We start from the raw sequence: 12,613 nt of genomic DNA, 5'->3' as shown, positions 1-12,613 counted from the left end.
ATATCAATTGACCTCACCAGTATGCCGTGAAAAAATTCAAATACTTATGAAAACTCAACATATCCAAATGACGCCGCTGATCCTGACCTTCGTCAGCCATTTCGGCGAGATGGGCAGCCGCTGGGGCTTTAACCGCACGGTGGGGCAAGTGTACGCGCTGTTGTTTGTCGCAGAGCATCCTTTGCACGCGGACGACATTGCGGAACATCTGGGTTTTTCCCGCTCGAACGTGAGCATCGGCCTGAAGGAATTGCAGGGCTGGGGCCTGATCCGCCAGTCGCGCATTCCCGGCGACCGGCGCGAGTATTTTTCCTCGCTGGGTGATGTGTGGCAAATCTTCCGCGTGGTAGCTGCCGAGCGCCGCCGCCGCGAGGTGGCGCCCACCCTGACCGTGCTGCGCGAAGCGCTGCTGGCGCCGGCAACGGAAGCCGTGGATCAATATGCGCAGGAGCGCATGCGCGAAATGTATGAACTGGTCGACCTGGCCAACACCTGGTTCGACGACTTGCAGCGCTTGTCGCCCGAATCGATGGCGCAGCTGATGAAGATGGGCGCCAAGGTGCAAAAATTACTCAATGCCAAAGACCGGCTGTTTGGCAAGAGTCCGGAAGAAAAAGAAGAGTAGACCCTCGCCTGAGGGCTTTTTTATGACGCAACGTTTTATGACGCAACATTTACGCCGCGCATACACGCTGCGCCCGATTCTTTACCCTGCATTGATATCGTCCCCGCTATGCTCGCTGGCATCATCGACCATCGCAGCGAAGGAACTATCATGCATGAAGAAGCACCTTTCCAGCCACGCACGCGCGGCGTGATCCGCCAGCACCTGCCCGCACGCGAACGGCTGCACCTGGCGCGTATGGCCAGCAGGAAGATGTTGTCGCTATGCACTGCGCTGCTGTGCGCGGCGCCGCTGCTGTATTTGCTGAGGGAAGTGCTGTTTGCGCAGCCGTGAAGCGGTGCAAAGAGGAGAGAGAGAAAGTGATGCGTTGCGGCAGCTTGCCGCAGCATGATCATGACCAGTATGAAACTGGTCCGCCCAGAGGGAATCGAACCCCCATTCACGGTTTAGAAGACCGTTGTCCTATCCGTTGAACGATGGGCGGAGAGGTGCAGTATTTTAATCCATGCGCGCCAGCAATGACATGGCTGCGCAGAATAGAAAACGGGCTGTCATTTCTGACAGCCCGTTTATGACTTTGGTCGGAGTACAAGGATTCGAACCTTGGACCCCCTGGTCCCAAACCAGGTGCGCTACCGGGCTGCGCCACACTCCGAAGACAAGATAATACCGCCCCCACACAATTTCGTCAATTGCCCCAGACGAATTAGATGGAAATAACTATCGACCCTTCTCCAAAACGCTTGCTGAAATCGTTCAGTGCAACGCCGCCATGGACGCTGTCAGCTGCCAACCTTGTCCGCGATACGGCGCGCCATGCTCTCTGCGTTGGCAGCATCCTTGGCCTCGACCATCACGCGGATCAGCGGTTCGGTGCCGGAAGCGCGGATCAGCACGCGGCCAGTATCGCCCAGCTCGGCTTCCACCTGCTCTTTTTCCGCCACCATGGCGGCGTTTTTCTGCCAGTCGAAACCGGGCGCCACGCGCAGGTTGATCAGGGTTTGCGGGAACAGCACTAGTTCGGCCAGGCATTGCTGCAAGCTGAGTCCGCTGCGCTTGAGTGCCGACAATACTTGCAGCGCCGACACGATGCCGTCGCCCGTCGTGTGCTTGTCCAGGCACAACAAATGGCCCGAGCCTTCGCCGCCCAGCATCCAGCCCTTTTCCTTCATGATTTCCAGCACATAGCGGTCGCCCACCTTGGCGCGCGCAAAACCGATGCCCTGCTCCTTGAACAGAACTTCCAGCGCCATGTTGGTCATCAGCGTGCCCACGGCGCCAGGCACGGGGCCCGTCGCCAGGCGGTCCTTGACCATGACATATAACAACTCGTCGCCGTTATACAGGCGGCCCGTGGCATCGCACATGATCAGGCGGTCGGCGTCGCCATCGAGCGCGATGCCCAGGTCGGCGCCGTGTTCCACCACGGCCGCAGCCATGGCAGCCGTGGCCGTGGCGCCAAAGCCCGCATTGATATTAAAGCCATCGGGCTTGTTGCCGATGGAGATGACTTCCGCGCCCAGCTCATGGAAGACGTGGGGCGCGATATGGTAGGCGGCGCCGTGGGCGCAATCGACGACAAGCTTCAGGCCACGCAGGTCCAGCTCGTTCGGGAAGGTGCTCTTGCAAAACTCGATGTAGCGGCCCTGGGCATCGTCGAGGCGCTTGGCGCGGCCCAGTTTGTCCGACGGCACGCACTCCATCGGTGTATCGAGCGCCGCTTCGATTTCCTCCTCCACGCTGTCGGGCAATTTGGTGCCCTGGCCGGAAAAAAACTTGATGCCGTTGTCATGATACGGATTGTGCGAAGCGGAAATGACCACGCCAGCGGCCAGGCGCAGCGCCCGCGTCAGGTAGGCGATCGCCGGCGTCGGCATGGGGCCGGCCAGCATCACATCCACGCCAGCGGCCGAGAAGCCCGCTTCCAGTGCCGCTTCCAGCATGTAGCCGGAAATGCGCGTGTCCTTGCCGATCAGCACCGTCGGGCGCGTCTTGCTGCCCTGCGATTGGGCCAGTACTTTGCCTGCCGCATAACCGAGACGCATGACGAAATCGGGAGTGATCGGGGCGATGCCCACCAGGCCGCGGATGCCATCGGTACCAAAATATTTACGCGTCATAGTATTTCTCTTTTATTGTTTATATTAAAATTTTACAGTGTCAGTGCGCCATGCGCCAGACCTTCATTGCATCGACCGTTTCTGCCACGTCATGCACACGAATAATTTCCGCGCCCTGCGCTACTGCAGCAAGGGCGCCGGCAACGCTGCCGGCCAGGCGCTGCTCGACGGCACGCCCCGTGACGGCGCCGATCATCGACTTGCGCGACAGGCCGGCCAGCACGGGCAAGCCCAGTTCGCTGCGCAACTGGCGCGTGGCGCGCAGCAAGGCATAGTTCTGCTCCACCGTCTTGCCGAAACCGAAACCGGGATCGATGCACAGGCGTTCGCGCTCGATGCCGGCCGCCGTCATGGTATCGATGCGCTCGCGCAGGAATGCGATGACTTCGCCTACCACATCGTCATAGTCGGGCTGATGCTGCATGGTTTCAGGCACGTTTTGCATGTGCATGATGCACAGCGCGCAGTCGCTGCCCTGCACTGCCTCGATGGCGCCCGGGGCGCGAAAAGCATTGATATCGTTGATCATGTCGGCGCCGGCCAGGATGGCTTCGCGCATCACTTCTGGCTTGTAGGTATCGACGGAGAGTGGCTTGCCGCAATCACGCAAGGCGTACAGTACCGGCATGACGCGCTGCAACTCGTCTTGCAGCGGCAGTGGCGGCGCGCCGGGGCGGCTCGATTCGCCGCCGATGTCGATGATGTCGGCGCCGTCGGCGATCATCTGCTCGGCGCGCGACAGGGCAAATTCCAGGTGTTGATATTGCCCGGCATCGGAAAACGAGTCAGGCGTGATGTTCAGGATACCCATCACCAGCGCCTGCGTGCCCTGCAGGTTGAAGCCGAAACGGCCGAATTGCAAATAATGTCGCATGTGAATCTTTTTAGTCGTCAGGGAAATCTGGCGCGCCAACGCAAAAGGGCAAGGATTGCTCCTTACCCTTTTATTGCACGCCACCAGTCAGGGGGCGGCCACTATCAGGCTGGTGCCGTCACGTTTGGCGAGATGCCGCCCGTGCCGCTGTCGCCCGCATTGCGGCGTGGCGGGATGACTTTCGGTGGACGCGGCTCCAGGCCGGCCATGATGTCATTGATTTGCTCTGCATCAATGGTTTCCCATTCCAGCAAGGCCTTGGTCATCTTTTCGACCTTGTCACGGTTGCCTTCCAGCAACTTGCGCGACAGTGCGTATTGCGTGTCGAGAATGTTGCGGATTTCAGCATCGACCTTTTGCTGGGTCGCTTCCGAGATCGTCTTGGTCGCACCACCGAAGAAACCTTCGTTTTCACTGTCTTCGTAGACCATCACGCCCATGCTGTCGGACATGCCGAAGCGGGTCACCATGGAACGGGCCAGCTTGGTGGCACGCGAGAAGTCGTTCGAGGCGCCGGTGGACATTTGCCCAACGAAAATCTCTTCGGCGATACGGCCACCGAACAGGATGGAAATTTCTTCCAGCATCTTGTCCTTGTAAGCGGACAAGTTGTCGTGTTCCGGCAACTGCCAGGTCAGGCCCAAAGCCCAGCCGCGCGGCATGATCGTGACCTTGTGTACGGGATCAGCCTTCGGCAGCAGCTTCGCTACCACCGCGTGACCGGACTCATGGTAAGCCGTATTGCGACGCTCTTCCTCGCGGATGATCATCGATTTACGCTCAGGGCCCATGTAGATCTTGTCTTTCGCGTCTTCGAAGTCAGCCATTTCCACCACGCGCTTGCTGCGGCGGGCGGCAAACAGGGCTGCCTCGTTGACCAGGTTGGCCAGATCAGCGCCCGAGAAACCAGGCGTGCCACGGGCCAGAATGTCAGCTTTCACGTCGGTGCTGATAGGTACTTTACGCATGTGCACGTTCAAGATCTGTTCGCGGCCGCGGATATCGGGCAAGCCGACGGTGACCTGGCGGTCAAAACGGCCTGGACGCAACAGTGCCTTGTCGAGCACGTCGGCGCGGTTGGTGGCGGCCACGACGATCACGCCGGAGTTCGCTTCAAAACCGTCCATCTCGACCAGCAACTGGTTCAAGGTCTGTTCGCGCTCGTCGTTGCCGCCGCCCATGCCGGCACCACGGTGACGACCGACAGCGTCGATCTCATCGATGAAGATGATGCACGGCGAATGTTTTTTCGCGTTTTCGAACATGTCGCGCACGCGGGAGGCGCCCACGCCGACGAACATTTCAACGAAGTCGGAGCCGGAAATCGAGAAGAATGGCACCTTGGCTTCGCCGGCGATGGCGCGCGCCAGCAGGGTTTTACCCGTGCCTGGAGGGCCGACCATCAGCACGCCGCGGGGAATGCGGCCACCCAGTTTCTGGAATTTGCTCGGATCCTTGAGGAAATCGACCACTTCGTTGACTTCTTCTTTCGCTTCGTCGCAACCGGCGACATCGGCGAAGGTGACGGTGTTGCTGGCCTCATCCATCATGCGCGCCTTCGACTTGCCGAACGAGAATGCCCCGCCCTTGCCGCCGCCTTGCATCTGACGCATGAAGAATACCCAGACGCCGATCAACAGCAGCATGGGGAACCAGGAAACAAAAATGGTTTGCAGGAACGATGCTTCCTCTGGCGGACGCACATCGAAATGTACGCCATTGTCGCGCAAGTCGCCGATCAGGCCCTTGTCGAGACTGGTGGCGGTGGTACGTACCTTGCTATCATCCATCAGCTTGGCGGTGATCGACGAACCTTCGATCACGACATCCTTGACGCGCTTGGCTTTGACTTCATCCAGCAAATCGGAATAAGCGATGGCCTTGCTGCCGCCTGTGGCGCCATGACTGTCGAATTGCTTGAACAGCATGAACAACAGCAGCAATACGACTACCCAGATGGCAGATTTGGAAAACATGTTATTCACGAAGACTCCTTGGATGCAGTGCGCATCTCTTTACCTATAGCTAGAAACACGATTTTACTCGCAATAAGCGGGCCGTGCCAAAGCCCGCCGATCCGTGCGCGCGAAAAAACCGCGTTCACGCAAAAAAATGCAGTATAAACAATTTAGGCTTTTAAACCATCAGCGCTACCGCACTTCTCGTTCCCATGTGCGGATTACGCCTTAAATATCAAGAGGGGAATCATCTTCTTGCACGGCATTTTTCAGCGGATTCTTGAGGCCACGCCCCATCAGGAAGATTTCTGACGATTTATCGCGGCTGGCCTTGGGCTTCTTCTGCACCACGACCTTGAATTCGGCGCGGAATTTCTCCACGATCTGGCTGAAACCCATGTCTTTGAAACATTTCACCAGCAACACGCCAGACGGTTTCAAATGCAATTGCGAAAATTCGATGGACAGGTCGATCAGATGCTCCATGCGCGCAGCGTCCGCCGTGGCGATGCCCGACAGGTTAGGCGCCATGTCCGACAGGACCACGTCGACCTTGCGTCCTTGCAACACCACTTCGAGCTGGCGCAGCACGCGCGCTTCGCGGAAGTCGCCCTGGATGAAGTGGAAATCGGCAATTGGCTCCATTTCCAGCATGTCCAGGCCAATCAGGGTACCATTGACCCCGCCGCCGTCCTTGCCGGCCAGCTTGCGCCGCAGGTACTGGGCCCAGCTACCAGGAGTGCAACCAAGGTCGACAATCACCTGGCCATGTTTGATCAGTTTTTCGTCTTCATCGATTTCTTTGAGCTTGTATGCTGCCCGGGCGCGGTAGCCCTCTTTTTGCGCCAACTTCACATAAGGATCATTTATGTGGTCGTGCAACCAGTTTTTGTTTAATTTCTTCTTTGCCATTCGCGTAGAATACTGCTTTTAAGGGAAATACTAAATATTATTATGCTAAAACTTACACCCGTAGAGCGCAGCGCACTGCGCGCCGAAGCACACGCGCTGAAGCCTATCGTCATCATTGGCGAAGCGGGCTTGACACCTGCTGTACTCAAAGAGATCGACCTTGGCCTGGATTCGCACGGTCTGATTAAAGTCCGCGTGTTCGGCGACGACCGCGAAGCCCGCGTCGGAATGTACGATACGATTTGCGGCAATCTCGGCGCCGCCCCGGTACAACATATTGGCAAACTGCTGGTAATTTACCGTCCGAAAAAAGAAGTGGTTAAGGAGAAGGTCAGCGCCGGCAAAGGCATGCGCGAAGTGACCATCGTCAAGGCCAGCGCCAGCGGCACCAAGCGCCCGAGCGTGACGAAAGTCATGATCAAGGGCAATGAGCGCGTTACCGAAGGCGGTTCCATCAAGCGTGCCAAGCCACGTCAGAAGAGCGCCAAGAAAAGCGCACTGGGCAGCAAGTAAGCCTACTGTCCGGCAACCGCAAGGCTGCCGGGCTTGAAACAAGAAGCGGAGCACGGGTTCATCCCTGCTCCGCTTTTTTTATGCACTACTTTATCTACACCAATTACTGCTGCTTCCAGATCAACACACCGGCCAGCAAGCTCTGCACGGCAAAGATCAGGGTCGACACGCCATGCAGCATGCCGAAGCGGCTGCGCATGGCCTCGTCCATGAGGCCCGATGAACCCTGCGCCTGCGCCTTGATCTCGGCCATCAGGGGCGCAATGCCGAAGTGGCTGAGCAACGCGCACACCAGCATGGACAGCACCAGCGCGCCCAAGAGGCGGCGCCGTTTCAGCTCCATCGCACCCGCACCCCATTGCAGCAAGGCCAGCAGCACTAAAGCACAAGCAATTGACAGCCACGCCTCGACACGAAACAGGCTGCCGGCGATGTTGCCAGCGAGCACACGGTCGCTCAGGGTAGCAAACAGGGTGGGCGCCACGATGAAGCCGATGGTCCACAAGCTGCCCGCCCACAGGGTAGCGACGAGAATGCGCAGGCGGTTTTGCATCAGATGTACTGTACTTCGAGGATTTCGTATTCGCGCGGGCCGGACGGCGCCTGCACTTCCACCACGTCGCCGGCATACTTGCCGATCAGCGCGCGGGCAATCGGCGAGGTGACGGAGACTTTGTTCTTTTTCAGGTCGGCTTCATCGAGGCCAACGATCTGGTACGTGACTTTCTGGCCCGATTCCAGGTCTTCCAGGTTCACGGTCGCGGCAAATACCACGCGGCCTTCCGCGTCGAGCGTGGTCGGATCGATGATTTGCGCTGCGCCCAGTTTGCCTTCGAGTTCGGCGATGCGGCCTTCGACGAACGCCTGGCGCTCCTTGGCGGCGTCGTATTCGGCGTTTTCCGACAGGTCGCCGTGCGAACGCGCTTCGGCGATCGCATCGATGACGATGCGGCGTTCCTTGGTCTTCAAATGGTGCAACTCTGCTTTCAAGAGTTCGGCGCCGTATTTGGTCAATGGGACTGAGGTCATGTTATCTCTACTATCTACTAGTTATCGGCGCCGTTGTCAGTGTTTTGGCAGTGTTAACGGGTGCACCAAGTGAAAACCACAGAGACCGCGCGCTGTTCTGCACGGAACTCTGTGGTTAGTAAGCTTGCAGTGTACCGCCTAACGGCAGCGACTGCAAATAACACGCTTAGTTCAAGGTCTTGTGCAGACCCTGCAAATCATACACACGCAACTCATCGAGGTGGCGGATGCCTTCGACGGCCGCTTCCGCGCCGGCGATGGTGGTGTAGGTCGTCACGCGCGAGGCCAGGGCCGAGGTGCGGATGGCCCGCGAATCGACGATGGCGCTGCGTTTTTCTTCCACGGTGTTGATCACCAGCACGATTTCATGGTTTTTGATCATGTCGACGATGTGCGGACGGCCTTCGATCACCTTGTTGACTGGCGTGACGGCGATGCCGGCAGCCGAGATCACGGCAGCCGTGCCCTTGGTGGCAACCACGGTGAAGCCGGACTCGACCAGGTCACGCGCCACTTGCACGGCGCGCGGCTTGTCCGACGCTTTGACGCTGATGAAGACCTTGCCCGATTTTGGCAGGTTCACGCCAGCGCCCAGTTGCGATTTCACAAACGCTTCGCCGAAGGTCAGGCCGACGCCCATGACTTCGCCCGTCGATTTCATTTCAGGGCCCAGGATGGTATCGACGCCCGGGAACTTGACGAACGGGAAGACGGCTTCCTTGACGCTGAAGTATGGCGGCACGACTTCCTGCGTGATGCCTTGCGACGCCAGCGATTGGCCGACCATGCAGCGCGCGGCGATCTTCGCCAGTTGCAGACCTGTGGCTTTCGACACGAAAGGCACGGTACGCGAGGCGCGTGGGTTCACTTCCAGCACGAACACGACATCTTTCAGTTCACCATCGATTTCCTGCTTCTGGATCGCAAATTGCACGTTCATCAGGCCGACCACGTTCAAGCCTTTGGCCATCAGCGCCGTCTGGCGCTTCAGTTCATCAATGGTGTCGGTCGACAGCGAGTAAGGTGGCAAGGAGCAAGCCGAGTCGCCCGAATGGACGCCTGCCTGTTCGATGTGTTCCATCACGCCGCCGATGAAGGTGGTTTCGCCATCGGAGATGCAATCGACGTCGCACTCGATGGCGTCGTTCAGGAAGCGGTCCAGCAGCACTGGCGAATCGTGCGATACCTTGACCGCTTCGCGCATGTAGCGTTCCAGGTCGCGCTGTTCGTGCACGATTTCCATGGCGCGGCCACCCAGCACGTACGAAGGACGCACGACCAGCGGATAACCGATTTCCTGCGCCAGACGCAGCGCGTCCTCTTCGGTGCGCGCGGTGCGGTTAGGCGGCTGGCGCAGTTCCAGCTTGTGCAGCATTTGCTGGAAACGCTCGCGGTCTTCGGCCGCGTCGATCATGTCGGGCGAGGTGCCGATGATCGGCACGCCATTCGCTTCCAGGTCCAGCGCCAGCTTCAAAGGCGTCTGGCCGCCGTACTGTACGATCACGCCCACCGGTTTTTCGATGGCGACGATTTCCAGCACGTCTTCCAGCGTCAACGATTCGAAGTACAGACGGTCCGAGGTATCGTAGTCGGTCGAAACTGTTTCTGGATTGCAATTGACCATGATGGTCTCGTAGCCATCTTCGCGCATGGCGAGAGCGGCGTGGACGCAGCAATAGTCAAATTCGATACCCTGGCCGATACGGTTCGGGCCACCGCCCAGCACCATGATTTTTTTCTTGTCGGTCGGATTCGATTCGCACTCTTCGTCATACGTCGAATACATGTATGCCGTGTCGGTGGAAAACTCGGCCGCGCAAGTATCGACGCGCTTGTAGACGGGACGGATGCCCAGCGCATGGCGCTGCACGCGCACGGCCGTGTCGGTCGTCTGCAGCAAGAAGCCCAGGCGGCGGTCCGAGAAGCCTTTTTGTTTCAGCTTGTACAGCGTGTTCTTGTCCAGGCTTTCCAGCTTCTGCGTGTCGAGCCACAGTTCCAGGTCGACGATTTCCTTGATCTGGATCAGGAACCACGGGTCGATCTTGGTCAGGTTGTGCACTTCTTCCAGGGTGAAGCCCTGGGCAAACGCGTCGCCCACGTACCAGATGCGCTCAGGACCAGGCTCGCCCAGTTCTTCTTCGATCTTTTCGCGATCCTTGGTCTTCTCGTTCATGCCGTCCACGCCCACTTCCAGGCCACGCAAGGCTTTCTGGAACGATTCCTGGAACGTACGGCCGATGGCCATCACTTCGCCGACGGACTTCATCTGCGTCGTCAGGTGATGGTCGGCGGTGGGGAATTTCTCGAACGTGAAACGGGGGATTTTCGTGACGACGTAATCGATCGACGGTTCGAACGATGCCGGCGTGGCGCCGCCCGTGATTTCATTGCGCAGCTCGTCCAGGGTGTAACCCACGGCCAGCTTGGCGGCAATTTTTGCAATCGGGAAACCCGTCGCTTTCGATGCCAGGGCCGAGGAACGCGACACGCGCGGGTTCATCTCGATGACGATCATGCGGCCATCGGCCGGGTTGATCGAAAATTGCACGTTCGAGCCACCGGTGTCGACGCCGATCTCGCGCAGCACTGCCAGACTGGCATTGCGCATGATCTGGTATTCCTTGTCCGTCAGCGTTTGGGCTGGCGCAACCGTGATGGAGTCGCCAGTGTGCACGCCCATCGGGTCGAGGTTTTCGATCGAGCAAATGATGATGCAGTTGTCCGCCTTGTCGCGTACCACTTCCATCTCGTACTCTTTCCAGCCCAGCAACGATTCTTCGATCAGCAGCTCTTTCGTCGGCGAGGCTTCCAGGCCGCGCTTGCAGATGGTTTCGAATTCTTCTTCGTTGTAGGCAATACCGCCGCCACTGCCGCCCATGGTAAACGATGGACGGATGATGGTCGGGAAGCCCAGCGTACGCTGCACGGTCCAGGCTTCATCCATCGAGTGCGCCACGCCGGAACGGGCCGAACCGAGGCCGATCTTGGTCATGGCGTCCTTGAACTTCGAACGGTCTTCGGCCTTGTCGATGGCTTCCGGCGACGCGCCGATCAGCTCGACGTTGTATTTTGCCAGCACGCCATTGTTGAACAGATCCAGCGCGCAGTTCAGCGCCGTCTGGCCGCCCATCGTCGGCAAGATTGCGTCAGGACGCTCCTTGGCGATGATACGTTCGACCACCGACCAGGTGATTGGTTCGATGTACGTCACATCGGCCATTTCCGGGTCCGTCATGATGGTCGCAGGATTGCTGTTGACCAGGATGACTTTGTAGCCCTCTTCGCGCAGGGCCTTGCACGCTTGCGCGCCGGAATAGTCGAATTCGCAGGCCTGGCCGATCACGATCGGGCCAGCGCCAATAATCAGAATACTTTTAATATCTAAACGTTTAGGCATTTTTCTTTTTCTCCTCCGCAGCCATCAAGTTGATGAAGCGGTCAAACAGGTAAGCAACATCCATCGGGCCCGGCGACGCTTCAGGGTGGCCCTGGAAGCAGAAGGCCGGCTTGTCCGTGCGGGCAAAGCCCTGCAGGGAGCCGTCGAACAGCGATTCATGGGTCACGCGGCAATTCGCGGGCAAAGTTGCCGCGTCGACTGCGAAACCGTGGTTTTGCGAGGTAATCAGGACTTGGCGGGTTTCCAGGTCTTGTACCGGATGGTTGGCGCCGTGGTGGCCGAACTTCATCTTCAGCGTTTTTGCGCCGGAAGCGATGGCCATGATCTGGTGACCGAGGCAGATGCCGAACGTCGGGATGCCTTTTTCGATCAGTTCGCGGGTAGCCGCAATGGCGTAGTCGCATGGTTCCGGGTCGCCAGGACCGTTCGACAGGAAGATGCCGTCCGGGTTCAGTGCCAGCGCGTCGGCAGCGCTGGCTTGCGCCGGCAGCACGGTGACCTTGCAGCCGCGTGACGTCAGCATGCGCAAGATATTGCGCTTGACGCCATAGTCGAAGGCGACGACGTGGTATTTCGCGTCAGCGTCCGCCAGCTGGCCGTAGCCCTCGCCCAGTGTCCATTCCGTTTCGCGGTACTCGTAGGCAGCCTTGCTTGACACCACCTTGGCCAGGTCCATGCCGGCCAGGCCGGGGAAGGAACGGGCCAGTTCCAGCGCTTGCGCGCTTGACGGCTCATTGCCTTGCGTGCCAACCAGGATGGCGCCGCCCTGCGCACCTTTTTCACGCAGGATGCGCGTGAGCTTGCGTGTATCGATGCCGGCAATGGCGACGATATTTTCAGCCTTGAGGTAGTCGGACAGGGAAAGGGTAGAACGGAAGTTCGATGCCAGCAATGGCAGATCACGGATGATGAGGCCAGCGGCGTGAACCTTGAAAGATTCGACATCTTCCGGATTGACACCCGTATTGCCGATATGCGGATAGGTCAGGGTGACCATCTGGCGGCAATAGCTTGGGTCAGTAAGGATTTCCTGATACCCGGTCATGGAGGTATTGAAAACAACCTCGCCCGTGGTATGACCGGCGGCACCGATCGAAAAACCTTTGAAAATCGTTCCATCAGCAAGCGCTAATATGGCTGGAACGGCAGGGCCAGAAAAAAATGGCGGCAAGGGCAACTCCTGAT

General features: G+C 58.6%; 11 protein-coding genes and 2 tRNA genes. 3 read left to right on the top strand and 10 right to left on the bottom strand.

Going from position 1 to position 12,613, the window contains the following annotated elements:
• The first annotated feature begins 46 nt into the window (after positions 1 to 46).
• Positions 47 to 625 (top strand): GbsR/MarR family transcriptional regulator, encoded by a 579-nt coding sequence (locus tag ACQ4W6_RS01910; protein ID WP_436565491.1) that lies wholly within the window; start codon positions 47 to 49, stop codon positions 623 to 625.
• Between the two features lie 150 nt (positions 626 to 775).
• Positions 776 to 958, top strand: a complete 183-nt coding sequence (locus ACQ4W6_RS01905) for a hypothetical protein (protein WP_436565490.1) — start codon at positions 776 to 778, stop codon at positions 956 to 958.
• Positions 959 to 1,034: 76 nt separating this feature from the next.
• Here ACQ4W6_RS01905 and ACQ4W6_RS01900 read toward each other — a convergent pair.
• The 6 genes from ACQ4W6_RS01900 to ACQ4W6_RS01875 all read right to left on the bottom strand — a co-directional run bounded on the left by ACQ4W6_RS01900 (position 1,035) and on the right by ACQ4W6_RS01875 (position 6,489).
• Positions 1,035 to 1,109 (bottom strand) — tRNA-Arg (locus tag ACQ4W6_RS01900).
• 94 nt (positions 1,110 to 1,203) lie between these two features.
• Positions 1,204 to 1,280: transfer RNA gene (locus ACQ4W6_RS01895), tRNA-Pro, on the bottom strand.
• A 127-nt stretch (positions 1,281 to 1,407) separates the two neighbouring features.
• A complete protein-coding gene (gene glmM / locus ACQ4W6_RS01890; protein WP_436565489.1) occupies positions 1,408 to 2,745 on the bottom strand; it encodes a phosphoglucosamine mutase in 1,338 nt (445 codons plus the stop codon).
• Positions 2,746 to 2,785: 40 nt separating this feature from the next.
• A complete protein-coding gene (gene folP, locus ACQ4W6_RS01885; RefSeq protein WP_436565488.1) occupies positions 2,786 to 3,619 on the bottom strand; it encodes a dihydropteroate synthase in 834 nt (277 codons plus the stop codon).
• Positions 3,620 to 3,723: 104 nt separating this feature from the next.
• Positions 3,724 to 5,604 carry an ATP-dependent zinc metalloprotease FtsH gene (gene ftsH, locus ACQ4W6_RS01880; RefSeq protein WP_436565487.1) on the bottom strand — a complete coding sequence of 627 codons (1,881 nt, stop codon included), beginning with the start codon at positions 5,602 to 5,604 and terminating at the stop codon, positions 3,724 to 3,726.
• Positions 5,605 to 5,805: 201 nt separating this feature from the next.
• Entirely contained in the window at positions 5,806 to 6,489 is a 684-nt protein-coding gene (locus ACQ4W6_RS01875) for an RlmE family RNA methyltransferase (protein WP_436565486.1), read from the bottom strand.
• Positions 6,490 to 6,531: 42 nt separating this feature from the next.
• On the opposite strand from ACQ4W6_RS01875, the gene ACQ4W6_RS01870 reads away from it, so the two are divergent.
• A complete protein-coding gene (locus ACQ4W6_RS01870) occupies positions 6,532 to 7,002 on the top strand; it encodes a YhbY family RNA-binding protein (RefSeq protein WP_010397237.1) in 471 nt (156 codons plus the stop codon).
• Positions 7,003 to 7,105: 103 nt separating this feature from the next.
• Here ACQ4W6_RS01870 and ACQ4W6_RS01865 read toward each other — a convergent pair whose 3' ends face one another.
• The 4 genes from ACQ4W6_RS01865 to carA form a co-directional block, all read right to left on the bottom strand.
• Positions 7,106 to 7,555 carry a DUF4149 domain-containing protein gene (locus ACQ4W6_RS01865; RefSeq protein WP_436565485.1) on the bottom strand — a complete coding sequence of 150 codons (450 nt, stop codon included), beginning with the start codon at positions 7,553 to 7,555 and terminating at the stop codon, positions 7,106 to 7,108.
• Complete coding sequence (gene greA, locus ACQ4W6_RS01860; protein WP_436565484.1) at positions 7,555 to 8,031, bottom strand: transcription elongation factor GreA; 477 nt, start codon at positions 8,029 to 8,031, stop codon at positions 7,555 to 7,557. Before greA ends, ACQ4W6_RS01865 begins: the two co-directional genes overlap by 1 nt.
• 166 nt (positions 8,032 to 8,197) lie before the next feature.
• On the bottom strand, positions 8,198 to 11,428 hold the full coding sequence (carB, locus tag ACQ4W6_RS01855) for a carbamoyl-phosphate synthase large subunit (protein WP_436565483.1): 3,231 nt from the start codon (positions 11,426 to 11,428) through the stop codon (positions 8,198 to 8,200).
• Positions 11,421 to 12,599 (bottom strand): glutamine-hydrolyzing carbamoyl-phosphate synthase small subunit, encoded by a 1,179-nt coding sequence (carA, locus tag ACQ4W6_RS01850; protein ID WP_436565482.1) that lies wholly within the window; start codon positions 12,597 to 12,599, stop codon positions 11,421 to 11,423. Before carA ends, carB begins: the two co-directional genes overlap by 8 nt.
• Positions 12,600 to 12,613: the final 14 nt, after the last annotated feature.

This window comes from Janthinobacterium woesei, assembly GCF_051380875.1.
GTDB lineage: Bacteria > Pseudomonadota > Gammaproteobacteria > Burkholderiales > Burkholderiaceae_D > Janthinobacterium.
This window is presented reverse-complemented; position numbering and strand designations above follow the sequence as displayed.